Origin of the sequence: Streptomyces sp. NPDC098789 (genome assembly GCF_044759975.1) — a bacterium.
Taxonomy (GTDB): domain Bacteria; phylum Actinomycetota; class Actinomycetes; order Streptomycetales; family Streptomycetaceae; genus Streptomyces.
The window spans coordinates 361,758-383,469 of record NZ_JBIWAJ010000003.1; the positions used below are offsets into that span (position 1 = coordinate 361,758).

2 protein-coding genes are annotated in these 21,712 nt (G+C 75.7%); both read left to right on the forward strand.

All coding sequences use genetic code 11. From position 1 onward, the window contains the following. The first annotated feature begins 31 nt into the window (after positions 1 to 31). Positions 32 to 14,395: an amino acid adenylation domain-containing protein gene (locus ACIQWR_RS09110; RefSeq protein WP_404006082.1), complete on the forward strand. Its 14,364-nt coding sequence runs from the start codon at positions 32 to 34 to the stop codon at positions 14,393 to 14,395. Then, complete coding sequence (locus ACIQWR_RS09115; RefSeq protein WP_404006083.1) at positions 14,392 to 21,645, forward strand: amino acid adenylation domain-containing protein; 7,254 nt, start codon at positions 14,392 to 14,394, stop codon at positions 21,643 to 21,645. Before ACIQWR_RS09110 ends, ACIQWR_RS09115 begins: the two co-directional genes overlap by 4 nt. Positions 21,646 to 21,712 lie beyond the last annotated feature (67 nt).

Sequence of the window (21,712 nt, forward strand, 5' to 3'; positions counted from 1 at the left end):
CCCGCCGACGACGACCCCTGGAGCACCACCCATGAGCGACCGCATCCCCCGGCGCCTGCCCCTCACCGGGGCCCAGACCGGCGTCTGGTACGGCCAGCGGCTCGACCCGCAGTCCCCGGTCTACAACGTCGGCCAGTACGTCGAGATCGAAGGCCCGCTGGACCCGGGCCTGTTCACCGCCGCCCTGCGGCGGACCCTCGCCGAGTGCGAGGCGCTGACCGCCCGCTTCGGCGAGGACGCCGACGGCGAGCCGTACCAGGAGACCTGGCCCGGACCGGCCGGCGGCCCCGTCGTGCCCGTGCTCGACCACGTCGGGCAGGACGACCCGTACGGCACCGCGCTGTCCCTGATGCACCGGGACATGGCCACCGCGATCGACCCGACCCGCGACCTGCTGTACTGCTTCAGCCTGCACCGGGTCGCCCCCGACCGGACGCTCTGGTACCAGCGCGTCCACCACCTCGCCCTGGACGCCTACGGGTTCTCGCTCGTCACCCGGCGCACGGCCGAGGTGTACACCGCTCTGGTCGAGGGCCGCGAGCCCGGCTCCGCCCCCTTCCCCGCCCTGGCGTCCGTACTGGAGGAGGAGGCCGCCTACCGCGCGTCGGAGCGGCACGCCGCCGACCGGGCGTACTGGCGGGAACGGCTGGTCGACCTGCCCGACCCGGCCCCGCTCTCCGGCGCGAACCACCCGGCCACCGCCGGCTTCCTGCGCGCGACGGTCGAGCTGGCACCGCCGGCCACCGCCGCGCTGCTGGCCGTCGCCCGCTCGGCGCGCGGCACCTGGGCCGACGCGGTGACCGCCGCCTTCGCCGCCTGGCTGCACCGGGCGGGCGGCTCCCGTGACGTCGTACTGGCACTGCCCGCGATGGCCCGGCTCGGCTCGGCGGCGCTGCGCGTGCCCGCCATGGTCGTCAACGTGCTGCCGCTGCGCGTGGCCGTACGGCCCGACCTGCCGTACGGGCGGCTGGTGGCCGACGTGGCCGCCGGGGTGCGCGAGCTGCGCCGCCACCAGCACCACCGCGGCGAGGAGGTCCGGCGCGAGCTGGGGCCCGGCCGCCCCGAGGGGGCGGGCGCCTTCGGCCCGATGCTCAACGTCAAGGCCTTCGACCACGGAACGGACTTCGCCGGAGCGCCCGCCACCGTGCACAACGTGGCCGCCGGGCCGGTCGACGACCTGACCCTCGGCGTCACCCACGACGAGGCGCGGGGCGTCATCCGGCTGGAGTTGGACGCCCATCCCCGCGCCTACGACCGGGCGACCGTCGACGCGCTCGCCGCCGAGTTCGCCGGCTTCCTGACCGCGTGCGCGCAAGCGGGCGCGGACGTCCCGGTGGGCCGCCCCGACCTGCTGGACCCGACCGCGCTCGCGAGGGTGGTCGGCGCCGGCAACGACACCGGACGCCCGGTGCCCGCCGGGCCGGTCGTGGCCGCCTTCGAGGAGGCCGCCCGCCGGCACCCGGACGTCCCGGCCGTGATCGCCGGGGCCACCGTCCTCAGCCATGGGGAACTGCACGCGCGCGCCGACCGGTTGGCCCGGCTGCTGATCTCCCGCGGCGTCGGTCCCGAGACCTTCGTCGGGCTCGCGCTGCCGCGCACCGCCGACCTCGTGGTGGCGCTCCTCGCCGTGCTCAAGGCGGGTGGCGGCTACCTGCCGCTGGACCTCGAATACCCGCCGGAGCGGCTCCGGTTCATGGTCGAGGACGCCCGCCCGGTGTGCGTCCTGACCACCCTGGACGGCGCCGCCCGGGCGCCCTGGGCACCGGACGGCCCCGGCCCGGGTCCCGTCGTGCTCGACGCCCCCGACACCCTCGCGGAACTCGCCGCGCTGCCGGCCTCCGCGGTCACCGACGCCGACCGCACCGCCGCGCTGACCGGCTCGCACCCCGCCTACGTCATCCACACCTCGGGCTCGACCGGCCGCCCCAAGGGCGTGGTCGTGCCGCACGCGGCGCTCGCCAACTTCCTGGGCATGCAGCGCGAGGTGCTCGGACTGCGACCCGCCGACCGGCTCGTCGCGGTGACCACGATCTCCTTCGACATCCACGTGCTGGAGATCCACATCCCGCTCCTGACCGGGGCCACGATCGTCCTCGCCGACCGGGACACCGTCCGCGAACCGGCCGCGCTGGCCGCTCTCGTGGACGCCCACCGGCCCGCCGTCATGCAGGCCACGCCCTCGCTGTGGCACGCCCTCCTGGAGGACGGCCGCCCCACCGCCCTGGCCGGCACCCGGGTACTGGTAGGCGGCGAGGCGCTGCCCGCGGCGCTCGCCGAGCGGCTGGCGCGCACCGCCCGCGCCGTCACCAACGTCTACGGGCCCACCGAGACCACCGTGTGGGCCACCGCCGCCGAGCTGGACGCCGATCACCGCGGTGTCCCCGGCATCGGGCTCCCCTTCTGGAACACCCGGGCGCAGGTGCTGGACGCGGCGCTGCGGCCGGTCCCGGCCGGCCGGACCGGTGAGCTGTACCTGTCGGGCGGGCAGCTGGCCCGCGGGTACCTGGGACGACCCGCGCTGACCTCGCAGCGCTTCACCGCCGACCCGTTCGGGCCGGCGGGGACCCGGATGTACCGTACGGGCGACCTCGTGCGCCGGGACGCGGCGGGCCGCCTCACGTTCGTCGGGCGCTGCGACGACCAGGTGAAGCTGCGCGGGCACCGGATCGAGCCGGGCGAGGTGGAGGCGGCGCTCGCCGCGGCCGCCTGCACCGGCCGGGCCGTCGTGCTGGTCCGGGAGGACGAGCCGGGCCGACAGACACTGGTCGGCTACGTGAGCCGCGCCGTCGACGGCGGCGCACCCGACCCGGCCGAGCTCCGGCGAGCCGTGGCGGCGGAGCTGCCGGCCTACATGGTCCCGGCGGCGGTGGTCGTCCTGGACTCCTTCCCGCTGACCCCGAACGGCAAGGTGGACCGCAAGGCGCTGCCGGCTCCCGCCGCGGGCCCGGCCGCGGGCGGTGCGAGCGGTGGCGGGAGCGCTCCGCGCGGTGCCCGCGAGGAGATCGTCACCGGTGTCCTGGCCGAGGTGCTCGGGGTCCCGGCCCTCTCCCCCGAGGACGACTTCTTCGCCTTCGGCGGCCACTCGCTGCCCGCCTCCAGGGCGGCCGCACGGCTGCGGGCGGCCCTGGGCACGGACTGCGCGATCCGCGACGTCTTCGAGGCCCGGACCGCCCGGGCCCTGGCCGACCGGCTCGGCGCCGACCGGGGCTCCGCCGGCGGCACCGGCGCCGCTGTCGCCCCGGTCGTGCCTGTCACGGGTTTCGCCGCGCTGGAACGACCGGCCGTGCTGCCGCTGTCGTACGCGCAGCAGCGGCTGTGGTTCCTGCACCAGCTGGACGGGCCGACCACCACCTACAACATCCCCTTCTGCGTGCGCTTCGAGGACCGGCTCGACGCCGGGGCCCTGGACGCGGCGCTCGCCGACACGGTGACCCGGCACGAGGCCCTGCGCACCGTGTTCGAGGAGCACGACGGGGTGCCCGCCCAGCGGGTCCTCCCGGCCGTGGAGGCCGGGGTCCGGCTGCGGACGGTGGACGTCGCGGACGCGGCGGGCGCCTCGGACGCCGTCACGGACGCGCTCGGGCACGCCTTCGACCTGACGACGGCCGCCCCGGTGCGGGTGACCCTGGTCCGGTCCGCCGCGGGCGGGGACGCCCTGGTCGTGCTGCTGCACCACATCGCCTCCGACGAGTGGTCGATGGGGCCGTTCCTCGGCGACCTCGCGCGGGCGTACGCGGCCCGGGCCGCGGGCCGGGCACCGGAGTTCGCCGCGCTGCCGCTCCAGTACGCGGACTACGCGCTGTGGCAGCGCGCGTTCCTCGGCGACCCCGGCGAGCCCGCGTCGGCCGCCGGGGTGCAGGCGGCCCACTGGCGCCGGGTGCTGGCCGGCGCCCCGCCGGAGCCGGCGCTGCCCGCGGACCGGGGCCGCCCGGCCACCGCCGCGGAGGCCGCCGCCGGCGCCCTGGTGTACCGGCCGGTCCCCGACGCCCTGGCCGGGGCGGTGCGCGCGCTGGCCCGGGAGAGCGGGACGAGCGTGTTCATGGTGGTGCACGCGGCGGTGGCCGCGCTGCTCCACCGGCTCGGCGCCGGTACCGACCTGGTCCTCGGGACCCCCGTCGCCGGCCGCTCCGACGCCGCGCTGGACCCGCTGGTCGGCTTCTTCGTCAACACCCTCGCGCTGCGCACCGACCTGTCCGGCGATCCGGCGTTCACGGAGCTGCTGGAGCGGGTGCGGGCCGCCGACCTGACCGCGCTGGACCACGCCGACCTGCCCTTCGACGCGGTGGTGGAGGCCGTGGCCCCGGAGCGCTCGCCGGTGCGCCACCCGCTGTTCCAGACGATGGTGTCGCACAGCACGGTCACCCAGGACCTGCGGACCCTGTTCGGGCTGCCCGCCCGCGTGGACCGGATCGACCCCGGCGCCGCCAAGTTCGACCTCGACATCACCTTCTCCGACACGGCGCACGGCGCCGGCCTGGAGCTGGAGGTGTTCTACGCGACGGCGCTGTTCGACGCCCGGACCGCCGACGCCTTCACCGACCGGCTGCTGCGCGTCCTGGCCCAGGCCGTCGCGGACCCCTCGCGCCCGGTCTCCGCCTGGGAGCTGCTGGACGAGGAGGAGCGGGCCGCGCTGGAGCGCTGGAACGCCACGGACCGGCCGGTGGACCCGCAGCCGGTGACGGCCGTGTTCGCCGCTTCCGTCGGGGCCGCGCCGGGGGCGAGCGCCGTGGTGGCGGGCGAGGAGCGGCTGTCCTTCGCCGAACTCGACGAGCGGGCGGGCCGGTTGGCCGCGCTGCTCGCGGCGGCGGGCGCGGGACCCGACACGGTGGTGGCGCTGGCCGTGCCCCGCTGCGCGGACTCCGTGGTCGCGCTGCTCGCCGTACTGAAGGCGGGCGCGGCGTACCTGCCGCTCGACCTGGACCACCCCGCCGAGCGGATCGCCTTCATGCTGGAGGACTCCGCTCCGGTGTGCGCGGTGACCACGCGGGCCGCCGCCGGGCGCCTGCCGGGCGTACCGGCACTGGTGCTGGACGACGCGGACATCGTGGCGCGGTTGGCTTCGGTGGAGCCGCTGGCGCAGGTGCCGGTGCATCCGGAGCACGCGGCCTACGTCATCTACACCTCCGGCTCCACCGGTGTTCCCAAGGGCGTGGTCCTGCGGCACGCCGGGCTGACCCGGCTCTTCCGCGACCACGAACGGGAGCTGTACGGGCCCGTCGCGGAGCGGCTCGGGCGCCGGGTGCGGGCGCTGCACACGGCGTCGTTCTCCTTCGACTCCTCCTGGGAACAGCTGCTCTGGCTGATCGCCGGGCACGAGCTGCACGTGCTCGACGAATACGGCCGCCGGGACGCCGAGGCGGTCGTGGCGTACGTCCGCGAGCACCGGATCGACGCCCTGGACGTCACTCCCTCGTACGGGCGCCGGCTGGTGGACGCCGGCCTGTTGGCCGGCGACTGGCGGCCGCCGCTCTTCCTGCTGGGCGGGGAGGCGGTGCCCCCGGGCCTGTGGGCGGAGCTGCGCCGGGTGCCGGGCGTGGAGAGCGTCAACTACTACGGGCCGACGGAGTTCACGGTGGACGCGCTGGTCGCCCGCGTCGGCGACTGCCCGTCCCCGGTGGTGGGCCGTCCGCTGGACAACGCGCGGGCGTACGTCCTGGACGGCGGGCTGCGACCGGTGCCGCCGGGCGTTCCCGGGGAGCTGTACCTGGCCGGCGAGCAGAACGCGCGCGGCTACCTGGGCCGGTCCGCGCTGACCTCGCAGCGGTTCGTCGCCGACCCGCTGGGTGCTCCCGGTACCAGGATGTACCGGACGGGCGACCTGGCGCGCCGGCGGGCGGACGGCCTGCTGGAGTTCCTCGGCCGGACCGACGACCAGGTGAAGGTCCGCGGCTTCCGGGTGGAGCCCGGCGAGGTGGAGGCCGCGCTCGCGGCCCTGGACGGCGTGTCCGCGGCCGCGGTGCTGGTCCGCGAGGACCTGCCGGGGTCCCCGGGCACGCCCGAGCTGGTCGGTTACGCGGCCTCGGCGTCGGCCGGGCCGGAGGAGCTGCGCCGGCAGCTGGCGGCGCGGTTGCCCGAGCACCTGGTGCCCGCGGCCGTGGTGGTGCTGGCGGCCCTGCCGGTCAACGTCAACGGGAAGCTGGACCGGGCCGCGCTGCCGGCGCCGGGGCTCCGGGCGGCGGGTGACTCACGGGCGCCGCGCGGCGCTGCCGAGGAGCGGGTGGCTTCGGTGTTCGCGGAGCTGCTGGGGCTGGCCGCGGTCGGCGCCGAGGACGACTTCTTCCGGCTCGGCGGGCACTCGCTGCTGGCGACCCGGCTCGTCGCGCGACTGCGGTCGACCGGTACGTCCTGCTCGGTGCGGGACGTCTTCGAGGCGCGCACGGTCGCCGGGCTGGCCCGGCGACTGGCCGGGCGGTCCGCACCGGAGCGCCCCGAACCGGTGGCCGGCGTCCGGCCGGAGCGGCTGCCGATGGCGCTCGCGCAGGCCCGGCTGTGGTTCCTGGACCGGCTGGAGGGCCCCTCGGCCACCTACAACGTGCCGCTCGCCCTGGATCTGGACGGGCCCGTGGACGTGACGGCCCTGCGGGCGGCGGTCGCCGACGTGGTGGCCCGGCACGAGGCGCTGCGCACCGTGTTCGGCGAGGACGCGCGGGGTCCGTACCAGCGGGTGCTGGAGCCGGACGCGGTGCGGGTGCCGTTCTCGGTGGAGCCGGTGGAGCCGGGCCGGGCCGGGGAGGCCCTCGACGCGGCGGTCGGCTACGTCTTCGACTTGGAGCGAGAGCTTCCGGTCCGGCTGACCCTGCTGTCCGAGTCGGTGTCGCGGCACGCGCTGCTGGTGCTGTTCCACCACATCGCGTCGGACGAGTGGTCGACGGGACCGTTCCTGACCGATCTGGCGCTGGCCTACGCGGCCCGCTCGGCGGGCCGGGCGCCGGAGTTCGCCCCGCTGCCGCTCCAGTACGCCGACTACGCGCTGTGGCAGCGCGAGCTGCTCGGGGACGGCGCCGACCCGGCGTCGGTGGCCGCGCTCCAGACGGAGCACTGGCGCCGGACGCTCGCCGGGACCCCGACCGAGCCGGCGCTGCCCGTGGACCGGGCCCGTCCGGCCGTGCCGTCGCACGCCGGGCGGACGGTGACGGTGGGCCTGCCCGAGCACCTCGTGGCCGGGCTGGAGGCGTTGGCGGCCGGGGCGGGAACGACCCCGTTCGCCGTCGTGTCCGCCGCGGTGGCCGCGCTGCTGCACCGGCTGGGCGCGGGCGAGGACGTACCGCTGGGCTTCCCGGCGTCGGGGCGTTCGGCGCAGGTGCTGGAGCCGCTGGTCGGGTTCTTCGTGAACACCCTGGTGCTGCGGGCCGACCTGTCCGGGGACCCGGCCTTCACGGAGTTGCTGGCGCGGACCTCGCGGGCGGTGACCGGGGCGTTGGACCACGGCGACCTGCCCTTCGACGCGGTGGTCGAGGCGGTGGCCCCGGAGCGCTCGCTGTCGCGGCACCCGGTGTTCCAGACGATGGTGGCCTACGAGGGCGGGGCCGAGCCGGCGACCGACCTGTTCGGCCCGGCGGTCACGGCCGTCGAACGGCAGGTCGGCGCGGGCGCGGCCAAGTTCGACCTGGAGGTGCTCTTCCGGCGCAGGCCGGTCGGCATGACCTGCGGGATCCGCTACGCGGTGGACCTGTTCGACGAGTCCACGGTGATGGCGCTCGCGGGACGGCTGGTCCAGCTCCTCGACGCGGTGGCCGCGGACCCCTCCGTGCGGCTGTCGGCGATCCCCCTGATGCAGGAGGCCGAGCGCGAGCGGGTCCTGCACGGCTTCAACGACACCACCGTCGCCCTCGACGGCCCCACGACCCTCGCCGACCTGGTCGAAGCCGGAGCCCACGACGCCCACGGCCCCGCCCTGGTCTTCGAAGGCGCCGAAACCACCCGCCCCGCCTTCGAAGCGGCCGTCAACCGCCTCGCCCGCCTCCTCATCAACCACGGCATCGGCCCCGAAACCACCGTCGCCATCGCCCTCCCCCGCTCCCCCCGACTCCTCATCGCCCTGCACGCCGTCATCCGCGCCGGCGCCGCCTACCTCCCCCTCGACCTCACCCTCCCCACCGACCGACTCGCGTACATGACGCGGACCGCCGGGGCGGTGTGCGTGCTGACCGACGGGGTGTCCGCGGCAGCCGTCCCCGCGGCCGGGGCGATGAGCGTCCTCCTGCTGGACGACGGGCGGACCACGGCCGAGCTGGCCGAGCTGTCGGCCGGGCCGGTCGCGGACGCGGAGCGGACCACGCCCCTACTCCCCCGCCACCCCGCCTACCTCATCTTCACCAGCGGCTCCACCGGACGACCCAAGGGCGTCCTCATCGAACACGAAGCCATCGTCAACCGCCTCCAATGGATGCAACACACCTACACCCTCACCCCCGACGACCGCGTCCTGCACAAAACACCCACCGGCTTCGACGTCTCCGTCTGGGAACTCTTCTGGCCCCTCACCCAAGGCACCCCCCTCGTCATCGCCCGACCCGACGGCCACAAAGAACCCGACTACCTCGCCACCCTCATCCACCAACAAGCCATCACCATCTGCCACTTCGTCCCCTCCATGCTCAACGCCTACCTCACCGACCACCACATCGAAAACACCCCCACCCTCCGACTCGTCGTATGCAGCGGCGAAGCCCTCACCACCGACCTGGTGGACCGCTTCCACACGCACAACACGCAGGGCGCGGTGCTCGCCAACCTCTACGGGCCCACCGAAGCGGCCGTCGACGTCACCGCCATGACCACCGGCCCCGGCGCGCCGCATCCCACGGCACCCATCGGGACGCCGGTGTGGAACACCCGCACCTACGTCCTGGACCACCACCTGGGCCTCGTACCCCCCAACACCCCCGGCGAGCTCTACCTCGCCGGCACCCAACTCGCCCGCGGCTACCACACCCGCCCCCACCTCACCGCCGAACGCTTCACCGCCGACCCCCACGGACCCACCGGCACCCGCATGTACCGCACCGGAGACCTCGTCCGCCAAACACCCGACGGCACCCTCCACTACCTCGGACGCACCGACCACCAGATCAAACTCCGCGGCCTGCGCATCGAACCCGCAGAAATCGAAACCACCCTCACCACCCACCCCCACCTCACCCACACCACCGTCCAACTCCGCGAAGACACCCCGGGAGTACAGCACCTGGTGGCGTACGTGGTGCCGGCCGCCGGCGGGGCGGCGCCGGAGCCGGCGGAGCTGCGGGCCTGGGCGGCGGACCGGCTGCCCGAGTACATGGTCCCGAGCTTCTTCGTGACCCTGGCCGAGCTGCCGCTGTCGCCCAACGGAAAGCTCGACCGGGGCGCCCTGCCCGCGCCGGACGTGCCCGCGCCCGGCGCCGCGCGGGCCCCGCGCGATGCCCGCGAGGAGATCGCCGCCGGCGTCTTCGCCGACGTCCTGGGGCGGGGGGCGGTGGGCCCCGACGACGACTTCTTCGCGCTCGGCGGACACTCGCTGCTGGCGGCCCGACTGGCCGCCCGACTGGCACGGGCCCTGGGCGGCGACTGCGCCGTGCGCGACGTCTTCGAGCTGCGCAGCCCGGCCCGGCTCGCCGCCCACCTCGCCGGGGCGGGTGGCGGGGTGCCGCGCCCGGAGCTGGCCACGGCCCCCGCACGGCGCGCGCCACGGCCGCCGCTGTCGTACGCGCAGCACCGGCTGTGGCTGTGGGACGCGGTGCGCGGCGCAGGCACGGTCTACAACGTGCCGCTGGCGGTGCGGTTGCGCGGCCCGGTGGACCCCGTTGCGCTGCGGGCGGCGGTCGCGGACCTGACGGACCGGCACGAGGCGCTGCGCACGGTGATCGCCGAGCACGAGGGCGAGCCGTACCAGCGCGTGCTGCCGGCCGGTACGGCCGTGGCGCCGGTGGAGGTACGGGAGGTCACCGCCGACCGGGTGGCCGCGGCGGCCCTCGCGGCCGGCGGGCACGTCTTCGACCTCCAGCGGGAGGTTCCGCTGCGGGTCACCCTGCTGCGCACCGCGCCGGACGACGCCGTGCTGTTGGTGCTGCTTCACCACATCGCCACCGACGAGGCGTCGGCGGGCCCGCTGCTGGCCGATCTCGCGGGGGCCTACGCGGCCCGCTCCGCGGGCGGGGCGCCGCGGTTCGCGGAGCTGCCCGTGCAGTACGCCGACTACGCGCTGTGGCAGCGCGAACTGCTGGGCGACGTCACCGACCCGGCGTCGGTGGCGGCGGCGCAGGCCGCGTACTGGCGGCGGGCCCTGGCGGGGCTGCCGGCCGAGGTGGCCCTGCCGACGGACCGGCCGAGGCCGGCCGTGCCGACGTACCGGGGTGACGTGGTCGCCTTCGAGGTGCCGGCCGAGACGGTGGACGGACTCCTGCGGCTGGCCCGGGCGGCCGGCGCCACCCCCTTCATGGTGCTGCACGCGGCGGTGGCCGCCCTGTTGCACCGGTTGGGCGCGGGCGAGGACGTACCGCTCGGCAGCCCGGTGTCCGGGCGGTCCGGGGCGGAGCTCGACGCCCTGGTCGGGTTCTTCCTGAACACGCTGGTCCTGCGCGCGGACCTGTCCGGCGACCCCGGCTTCGGCGACCTCGTCGCCCGGGTCCGCGACGTCGCCCTGGCCGCCTTCGCCCACGCCGACCTCCCGCTGGAGGCCGTGGTCGAGGCGGTGGGCCCGGAGCGGTCGCGTGCGCGGAACCCGCTGTTCCAGACGATGGTGACGTACCACTCGGCGCCGCAGGAGCCCGCCGCGGAGCTCTTCGGCGTGCCCGCGCAGGAGTTCCCGGTGGAGACCGGCGGGGCCAAGGTGGACCTGGAGCTGGCCTTCGGCACGCTCCGGCCCGGCTCCGGCATCGCGGGCGGGATCCGCTTCGCCTCGGACCTCTTCGACGCGTCCACGGTGGTGACGCTGGCCGGGCGGCTGGTGCGGCTGCTGGGCGCGGTGGCGGCGGATCCTTCGGTGCGGCTGTCGGCGATCCCGGTCCTGGACGGGGCCGAACGCGAGCGGATCCTGCACGGCTTCAACGACACCACCGTCGCCCTCGACGGCCCCACGACCCTCGCCGACCTGGTCGAAGCCGGAGCCCACGACGCCCACGGCCCCGCCCTGGTCTTCGAAGGCGCCGAAACCACCCGCCCCGCCTTCGAAGCGGCCGTCAACCGCCTCGCACGCCTCCTCATCGGCCGGGGCATCGGCCCCGAAACCACCGTCGCCATCGCCCTCCCCCGCTCCCCCCGACTCCTCATCGCCCTGCACGCCGTCATCCGCGCCGGCGCCGCCTACCTCCCCCTCGACCTCACCCTCCCCACCGACCGACTCGCGTACCTCCTGGACACCGGAAGTCCGGTGCTCACCCTGACCGATGGGGTCGGCGCGCGGCTGCTGCCGCAGGGGCCGGACGGGCCGGACGTCGCGGCGGTGGTCCTGGACTCGGCCGCGGTGGCACAGGAGCTGGACGGACTCAGCGGGGACCCGGTGGTGGACGCGGAGCGGACCGCGCCCCTACTCCCCCGCCACCCCGCCTACCTCATCTTCACCAGCGGCTCCACCGGACGACCCAAGGGCGTCCTCATCGAACACGAAGCCATCGTCAACCGCATCCAATGGATGCAACACACCTACACCCTCACCCCCGACGACCGCGTCCTGCACAAAACACCCACCGGCTTCGACGTCTCCGTCTGGGAACTCTTCTGGCCCCTCACCCAAGGCACCCCCCTCGTCATCGCCCGACCCGACGGCCACAAAGAACCCGACTACCTCGCCACCCTCATCCACCAACAAGCCATCACCATCTGCCACTTCGTCCCCTCCATGCTCAACGCCTACCTCACCGACCACCACATCGAAAACACCCCCACCCTCCGACTCGTCGTATGCAGCGGCGAAGCCCTCACCACCGACCTGGTGGACCGCTTCCACGCGCACAACACGCAGGGCGCGGTGCTCGCCAACCTCTACGGGCCCACCGAAGCGGCCGTCGACGTCACCGCCATGACCACCGGCCCCGGCGCGCCGCATCCCACGGCACCCATCGGGACGCCGGTGTGGAACACCCGCACCTACGTCCTGGACCACCATCTGGGCCTCGTACCCCCCAACACCCCCGGCGAGCTCTACCTCGCCGGCACCCAACTCGCCCGCGGCTACCACACCCGCCCCCACCTCACCGCCGAACGCTTCACCGCCGACCCCCACGGACCCACCGGCACCCGCATGTACCGCACCGGAGACCTCGTCCGCCAAACACCCGACGGCACCCTCCACTACCTCGGACGCACCGACCACCAGATCAAACTCCGCGGCCTGCGCATCGAACCCGCAGAAATCGAAACCACCCTCACCACCCACCCCCACCTCACCCACACCACCGTCCAACTCCGCGAAGACACCCCGGGGATCCGTCGTCTGGTCGCCTACGTGGTGCCCGCCGAGGGCCGCACCGTGGACGCCGCGGAGCTGCGGGCCCTGGCTGCCGCCCGGCTGCCCGAGTACATGGTCCCGGCGGTGTTCGTGACGCTGGAGGAACTGCCGCTGTCGCCCAACGGGAAGCTCGACCGCGCCGCCCTGCCCGCGCCCCCGCCGCCGCCCGCGGCCCTCGCGGCGACCTCGGTCCCGGACGCGGATGCGCCGGCCGCGAGCCCGGCGGAATCGCCCGTGGACGTGCTGCGGGCGCTGATCGCTGAGGTGTTGGGGCTGCCCGCGGTCGGCCCGGACGACGACTTCTTCGAGCTGGGGGGCGACAGCATCGTCTCCATCCGCCTGGTGGGCCTGGCCCGCAAGGCCGGGCTGACCATCTCGGCCCGGCAGGTGTTCCAGCAGCCCACCCCGGCCGCGCTGGCCTCGGTCGCCACCCGACGGGACACGGCCCCGGCCCGGACGGTGAGGACCACGGACGGCGGGCCCGGCCCGCTGCCGCTGCCGCCGGTGGCCCAGTGGCTGGCGCGGCGCGGGGGATCGTTCGCCTCGTTCGCACAGGCCCGGCTGGTACGGCTGCCGACCGGCGCCGACCGCGAGGTGCTCCGGGCCGCGCTCCAGGCCGTACTGGACCACCACGACGGGCTGCGCCAGACGTTGACGGTGTCCCGGCCCGGGGTGTGGAGCGCCGAGGTCCGGCCGGTCGGCGCGGTGCGCGCCGCGACGGTGCTGGAGACGGTCGACGCGACCGGGCTCGACGAAGCGCGGCTGCGGGAGCTGCTGGCGGCGGAATCGGGCCGGGTGTCGGGGATGCTCGATCCCGAGTCCGGGGCGGTCCTGCGGGCGGTCCACTTCGATCGCGGTCCGCACGCCACGGGCCGACTGCTGTTGGCCGCACACCACTTGGTCGTGGACGAGGTGTCCTGGCAGATCCTGCTGCCGGACCTGCGGGCCGCGTACGAGTCGGTGGAGGCGGGCCGGGCCCCGGCCCTGGAGCCGGTGGCGACCTCACTGCGGACCTGGACGACCCATCTGTTGGCCGAAGCGCAACACCCGCGACGGACCACCGAGTTGGAGCACTGGCTGGCCGCGTCCCGAGCGGCCCGACCACTGCTGGCGGACCGCGCGCTGGACCCGCGTACCGACACGGTCTCGACGGCCGACTCGCTCACGGTGACGGCGTCGGCCGAGCGCACCGCTCCGCTGCTGCGCGAGGTGCCGGCGGCCTTCCACGGCACCGTCGGCGACGCCCTGTTGACCGCGCTGGCACTGGCCGTCGGAGATCTGGCGGCCCGGCGCGGGCTGCCCGGCGGTGACGGCTTCACGGTGGACCTGGAGGGCCACGGCCGGGAGCAGGAACTGCTGCCGGGCGCGGACCTGACCCGGACGGTGGGCTGGCTCACGGCCATCCACCCGCTCCGGGTGACGGCCCGCTCGTACGACCCGGCGGGCGTGCTCGCCGGGCGGGACGACCCGGGCGCCGCGTTGAAGGAGGTCAAGGAGCTGCTGCGGCAGGTCCCGGACGGCGGGATCGGCGCGGGCCTGTTGCGGTACGCGAACCCGGCGACGGCCCGGTTGTTCGACCGGGAGGCGGCGGCGCCCGAGGTGCTGTGGAACTACCTCGGGCGGCAGACCGGTACGGCGGGCTCCGACTGGGGCCCCGCGGCCGAGGGCGACGCCCTCGCGGCCCGGCCGGACCCGCTGCTCCCGCTCTCGCACCCGGTGGAGATCACCACCGGGATCGGTGACGGCCCCGACGGGCCGGAGCTGACCGCGACGTTCACCTGGGCCGGCGACGCCGTGGCCCGGGACGCCGTGGAGGAACTGGCGGACGGGTTCCTGTCCGCCGTCGACGCGCTGGCCGCCTGGGCGGCGCACGGCACCACCGGGGGGCACACCCCCTCGGACCTCGACCTGGTCGACCTCGACCAGGACCAGATCACGATGCTCGAAGACATGTGGAGGGCCCAGCAGTGACCCAGGCTCGAATAGCGGACGTGCTCCCGCTGTCCCCCTTGCAGCAGGGCATGCTGTTCCACTCGCTGTACGACGGGGCCGCCCCGGACGTGTACACGGTGCAGGTGTCCGTCTCGCTGACCGGTCCGGTGGACGCGGAGCGGCTGGAGCGGGCGGGCGCCGCCCTGCTGGAGCGCCACCCCAACCTGCGGTCCGGATTCTGGCACGAGGGGGTGCCGCAACCGGTGCAGTTCGTACCGGCCGGGGTGTCCTTCGCGCTGGACCGGGTGGACCTGGCCGACGACCCGTCCGCCTCGGCGGTGCGTCGGGTGGAACACGCCGAGCTGAACCGCCGGTTCGAGCTGCACCGGCCGCCGCTGTTGCGGTTGTTGCTGGCCCGGCGCGGGCCGAAGGACCACCTGTTGGTGGTGACGGTGCACCACATCCTGGTGGACGGCTGGTCGATGCCGCTGCTCGTCGGGGACCTGCTGGCGCTGTACGAGGCCGACGGCGGGCCGGGCGGTCCGGCCGGGCTGGCCGAAGTGCGGCCGTACCGCGACTACTTGCGCTGGTTGAAGACCCAGGACGCGCCGGCCGCCGAGCGCGCCTGGCGCGGCGCGCTGACCGCACTGGACGGGCCGACGCTGGTCGCCGCGGCGGACGCGGGGCGCACGGCGGTGCGGCCCGGCGTGCACCGGCTGGAGCTGACCGCCGACGCGACCGCCCGGCTGACGGCGGCCGCGCGCCGGCTGGGCACCACGCCGAGCACCCTGGTGCAGGTGGGCTGGGGGCTGCTGCTGGGCTCGCTGACCGGGCGGGACGACGTGGTGTTCGGGCTGACGGTGTCGGGGCGGCCGGAGGAGCTGCCCGGGGTCGAGTCGATGGTGGGGCTGTTCATCACCACGGTGCCCGTGCGGCTCGCGGCCCGCCCGTGGGAGGGCGTGGGCGCGCTCGTACGGCGTTTCCGGGACGAGCAGAACGCCCTGCTGGCCCACCACCACCTGGGGTTGCGGCTGATCCAGAAGCAGGCGGGCGGCGGCGAGCTGTTCGACACGCTGGTCGTCGTGGAGAACTACCCGGTGGACCCGTCGGCCCGGCCGGCGCTGTCCGACGGGGTGCGGGTGGCCGGGGTGGAGGCCCGCGACGGCACGCACTACCCGCTGACGTTGGCGGTGAACCTGGACGAGCGGGCCGAGCTGGCCGTCGAGTACCGGCCGGACCTGTTCGACGCGCGGACCGCGGCCCTGCTCGCGCGGCGGCTGGCCACGGTGCTGGAGCAGCTGGCCGGGGACCCGGAGCTGCCGGTGGGCGCGCTCTGCCTGCTCACGGCGGACGAGCCCGCGGCGGTGCGGGCCGGGCTGCGCGGACCGCAGTGCCCGGCGGAGCCCGGGACGCTGGCGGACCGGTTCGCGGAGCGGGCCGCCGCGACGCCGCGGGCGTGCGCGGTCGTCGCGGGGGCCGAGCGGCTGACCTTCGGCGAGCTGGACGCCCGCGTGGACGCGCTGGCGGCGCTGCTCGCGGTGCGCGGGGTCGGGCCCGAGGACGTGGTGGCGCTGGCGGTGCCCCGGTCGGTCGACGCCGTCGCGGCCCTCCTGGCGGTGCTGCGGGTGGGGGCCGCGTACCTGCCGCTCGACCTGGACCACCCGGCGGAGCGCCTCGCGGTGATGCTGGAACACGCCCGTCCGGTGTGCGTGCTGACCACCACGGCGGGGCTGGCGCTGCTGCCGGCCGCCGAGGGCTCCGGCGCGGAGCGGGTGCTGCTCGACGCGGCGGAGACCGCGGACACCGCGGACCCGGCGGGCACGGACCGGGCCGGGGCCCGGCCGGTGGTGGGCCCGGCGCGGCCCGGCCACCCGGCCTACGTGATCTACACGTCGGGGTCGACGGGCGTGCCGAAGGGGGTCGTGGTGACCCACGGCGGCCTGTCGGCGCTGTACGCCCACCACGCGCGGGAGGTGTTCGGGCCGGCGGCGGCCGCGGCCGGCGGGCGCCGGCTGCGGGCGCTGCACACGGCCTCCTTCTCCTTCGACACCTCGTGGGAGCAGTTGTTCTGGCTGGTGCTCGGGCACGAGCTGCACGTCCTGGACGAGTCGGAGCGCCGCGACGCCGAGTTCACGGTGCGCTACGTGCGCGAGCAGCGGATCGACGCGCTGGACGTGACCCCGACGCACGCGCAGGCGCTGGTGGAGTGCGGCCTGCTGGACCGGGACGCGCACCGGCCGGGGCTGCTGCTGCTCGGCGGCGAGGGCGTCCCGGACGCCCTGTGGCGGCAGGTGCGGGACGCGCCGGGCGTGATGTCGGTGAACCTGTACGGGCCCACCGAGTACACGGTGGACGCGCTGGCGGCCGACCTGTCCGCGTCGCCGACGCCGATCGTGGGGCGCCCGATCGGGAACACGGCGGCGTACGTGCTGGACGGCGCGCTGCGCCCGGTGCCCGAGGGGACGCCGGGCGAGCTGTACCTGGCGGGGGCCGGCGAGGCGCGCGGATACCTGCGCCGTCCCGCGACGACGGCGGAGCGCTTCGTCGCCGACCCGTTCGCCGCCGACGACGGCGGCCGGATGTACCGCACCGGCGACCTGGTGCGGCTGCGTCCGGACGGGGAGTTGGAGTTCCTCGGGCGCGCCGATGACCAGGTCAAGATCCGCGGGCACCGCGTGGAGCCCGCGGAGGCGGAGGCGGCGCTGGCCGCGCTGGAGGGAGTGGCGTCGGCGGCCGTGGTGGTCCGCGAGGACGCCCCGGGCGTACGGCGGCTGGTGGGCTACGTGACCGGCGGTGTCGATCCGGACCTGGCCCGCGAACTGCTGGCGGAGCGGCTGCCGGAGTACCTGGTGCCCTCCGCCGTCGTGGCGCTGGCGGCCCTTCCGGTGACCGTGAACGGGAAGCTGGACCGGGCGGCGCTGCCGGCGCCGGTGCTCACCGGCCGGGCCGCGTCGCGCCCGCCGCACGGGCCCCGCGAGGAGGCCCTGTGCACGGTCTTCACCGAGGTGCTCGGGGTGGAGCGGGTCGGCGCGGACGACGACTTCTTCGCGCTCGGCGGGGACAGCATCGTCTCGATCCGGCTGGTGGCACGGGCCCGCAAGGAGGGGCTGCTGCTCTCCCCGCGCGACGTGTTCGAGCTGCGGACCCCGGCCCGGCTGGCGGTCCGCGCGGGCGCGGCCGGTTCCGGGGCCGGGGCGGAGTCCGGCGCCGGATTCCTGGCGGGCACGGGCCCGCTGGTGGAGCTCACGGACGCCGAACGGGCCGTGCTGGACTCCGAGTTCCCGTCCGTCGAGGAGGTGCTGCCGCTGGCTCCGCTGCAGGAGGGCCTGTACTTCCACGCCCAGTACGACGACCGGGCACTGGACGTGTACCTGATGCAGAACTTCGTGGAGCTGCTGCACGAGGTGGACGCGTCCGCCCTGCGGGAGGCCTTCGAGGCGCTGCTGGACCGCCACCCGCACCTGCGTGCCGGATTCTGGCACGAGGGGCTCGCGCACCCGGTGCAGGTGGTGCCGGCCGCGTGGGAACTGCCGTGGCGGGAGCTGGACTGGTCGCACCTGGACCGGGCCGGGCAGGAAGCGGCGCTGCGGGAGTTCTCGCTGGCGGACGCGGCGACCCGGTTCGACCTGGCGGCCCCGCCGTTGGTGCGGGTGGCGCTGGTGCGGATGGCCGCGGACCGGTCGGTGCTGTGCGTGACCCAGCACCACGTCCTGACCGACGGCTGGTCGGAGTCGCTGTTCTTCGAGGAGCTGTTCGCGCTGTACGGGGCGGCCCGCGGGTCCGGCACCGGCCCGCGGCCCCCGGCTCCCTACCGGGACTACCTGCGCTGGCTGGCCGCGGTCGACTCCGACGAGGCGCTGCGCGCCTGGAGGGGCCATCTGGCAGGCCTGGACGGCGGCACGCTGGTGGCGGAGGCCGACCCGGCCCGTCCCCCGGTGACGGCCGAGGTGGTCGACCTGTCGTTGGACGAGGCGGCCAGCGACCGGCTGCGAGCGTTCGCGCGGGGCGCCGGGATCACCCTCAACACGGTGTTGTCGACGGCCTGGACGATGGCGTTGGCCTCGATGACCGGCCGGGACGACGTGGTGTTCGGGGCCACGGTCTCGGGGCGTCCGGCGGGGTTGCCGGGCGTGGACCGGATGATCGGCATGTTCATGAACACGCTGCCGTTCCGGGTCACGCTGCGCGCCGCGGAGCCGGTGCGCGACCTCCTGGTGCGGGTGCAGGCCGAACACGCCGATCTGCTGCCCCACCACTACACGGGGTTGGGGCCCATCCAGCGGGCCTCCGGCATCGGGCAGCTCTTCGACACCCTGTACGTGTTCCGCAACACGCCGCTCGACGACTCCGCCCGCGAGGCGGCCGTCTCCGAGCACCAGATCGGCTGGACGCACAGCGTCGACGGAACCCACTACCCGCTGACCCTCGCGGTCACCCCGGGCCGGGCCCTGGAACTGACCCTCGCCTACCGGCCGGACCTGTACGACGCCGCGACGGCCCGTGCCCTCGCGGACCGGCTCGCCCTCCTGGTGCGCGGGATCGTCGCGGACCCTTCGACCCCGGCGGGCCGCCTGCACACCCTCTCGGAGCCCGAGCGGCTCGGCCTGTTGGAGCTGGGCGACGACACCGGGCACCGCTTCCCCGACGTGTCGGTGGCCGACCTGTTCGCCGAACAGGCCGCCCGGACCCCCGGGGAGACGGCGCTGGTCTTCGAGGACGAGCGGCTGAGCTACGCCGAACTCGACGCCCGGGCCGACCGGTTGGCGCGGGCGCTGCGGGCCCGCGGCGCCGGGCCGGAGCGGGTGGTGGCCCTGGGGCTGCCCCGCTCGGCGGACTTCGTCGTCGCGCTGTTCGCCGTGCTCAAGACGGGGGCCGCGTACCTGCCGCTGGACATGGACCACCCGGTGGACCGGCTGGCGGCGATGGTCGAGGACGCCGGGCCGCTGTGCCTGGTGACCTCGGGCGCGGTGGCCGGGCGGGTCCCGGAGGTGGCCGGGGTGCCACTGCTGGCACTGGACGCGGCCTCCGTCGTCGCCGAGTTGGCGGCGCTACCCGCCACCCCGCTCGCCGAGGAGGAGCTGACCGGGCGGCGCGACGGCCGCCACCCGGCGTACGTGATCTACACCTCGGGGTCCACCGGCCGCCCCAAGGGCGTGGTGGTGCCGTACTCGGGGCTGACGAACATGCTCGCCAACCACCGGGAGCGGATCTTCGAGCCGGCCGTGAAGCTGGCCGGTGGGCGCCGCATGCGGGTGGCGCACACCGTGTCCTTCGCCTTCGACATGTCGTGGGAGGAGTTCTTCTGGCTGGTCGACGGGCACGAGGTGCACGTCATCGGCGAGGAACTGCGGCTGGACCCTGCGGCGCTGACCGCGCACTACGACCGCGTCGGCATCGACGTCGTCAACGTCACCCCGTCCTACGGTCAGCAGCTCGTGGACGCCGGGCTGCTGGACACCGGACGCCACCGGCCCGCGCTGTTCCTGCTCGGCGGCGAGGCCGTCCCGGACTCCCTGTGGACGCTCCTGGCGGACACCGAGGGCACCATGGCCTACAACCTGTACGGGCCGACCGAGTACACCATCAACGCCCTGGGCGCCGACGTCGCGGACAGCGCCCGGTCCTGCGTGGGCCGGCCCATCCACAACACCCGCGCCTACGTGGCGGACGGCGCCCTCAGACCGGTGCCGCAGGGCGTGCCGGGCGAGCTGTACCTGGCCGGCGCGGGCCTGGCCCGCGGCTACCTGGGCCGGCCCGCGCTGACGGCGGAGCGGTTCGTCGCCGATCCGTTCGGCGCGCCCGGCACGCTGATGTACCGCACGGGCGACCTGGTGCGGTGGCGGGCCGACGGCGGCCTGGACTACCTGGGGCGCGCCGACGACCAGGTCAAGATCCGGGGCTTCCGCATCGAGCTGGGCGAGATCGAGTCGGTGGTGACCGGGCTGGACGAGGTGGCCGCCGCGGCGGTGGTCGTGCACACCGGCGCGACGGGCGTCGAGCGCCTGGTCGCCTACACGGTGCCCGCCACCGGTACGGCCGCCGGCGGCGACCGGGCCGCGCTGCGGGCCCGGCTGGCGCGGGCGCTGCCCGAGCACATGGTCCCGGCGGCCTTCGTCGAGCTGGCCGCGCTGCCGTTGACGGTCAACGGCAAGACGGACCGGGCGGCCCTGCCCGAGCCCGACTTCGGCGACGGCGGCGGCCGGGCGCCCGGTGACGCCCGCGAGGAGCTGCTGGCGGGTCTGTTCGCCGAACTGCTGGGCCTGGAGCGGGTCGGCGTGGAGGACAACTTCTTCGCGCTGGGCGGGCATTCGCTGCTCGCGATGCGCCTGGTCGGCCGGATCCATGCGGAGCTGGGCATACGCGTCCAGGTGGGGGCGGTGATGGCCGCGCCGACCGTCGCCGACCTCGCGGCCCGGATCGCCGGGGACTCGCGCGACGACGCGCTGCGGGTGCTGCTGCCGCTACGCGAACGGGGCACGGGGGCGCCGCTGTTCTGCTTCCACCCGGCGTCGGGCTTCGCCTGGCAGTACGCGGGCCTGCTGCGCCACCTGGACGCGGACCGGCCGGTGTACGGGCTCCAGTCGCCCGGTCTGGCCGGAGAGCTGCCGGACGTCGCGGACGTGGCCGCGCTCGCCGAGCTGTACCTCGCGCGGATCCGCACGGTGCAGCCGCAGGGCCCGTACCACTTCCTGGGCTATTCCTTCGGCGGGACCGTCGCCCACACCCTGGCCGCCGCACTCCAGGAACGCGGCGAGGAGGTGGCCTTCCTGGGTCTGCTGGACGCCTGTCCGCCGGAGGTCGAGGACTGGTCCTACGCGGACGCCCCCGACTGGCGGGAGCGGTTGGAGCGGGAGGAGTCCGGGTTCCTGCTGTCGGTGGCCGGCCTGGACGCGGGCGGGGACGGCGCGCCCGTGGACCGGGAGGAGCGGATCGCCGCGGTGCGCGACAGCCGCGGGCTGCTCGCCGGCTTCGACGAACGCCTCCTCGACGCGATCGTCTCCGTGAACGTGCACTGCGTACGCCTGCTGTCGCGCAGCCGGAGCCGGCGCTACCGCGGCGACGTGCTGTTCTTCACCGCCGCCCGGACCACGCCCGAGGACCAGGCACCGGCCCTGGTGTGGCCGCCCTACGTGGACGGACGCCTGGACGAGCACGTCCTGGACCTCGGTCACGACGAGCTGATGTCCCCGGCCGCCCTGGCGGTGACCGGGCCGCTCGTGGCCCGGGCGTTGTCCGACGCGGCGGCGCGGACGGGCGCAAGCGCCCGGCGCGCTCCGGCGGCCGGCTGATCGGCCCGCCCCGGGTCCCCGCCCCGGGTCCCCGCGCCGGGGGCCCGGGGCCGGAGCCCCGTACTCA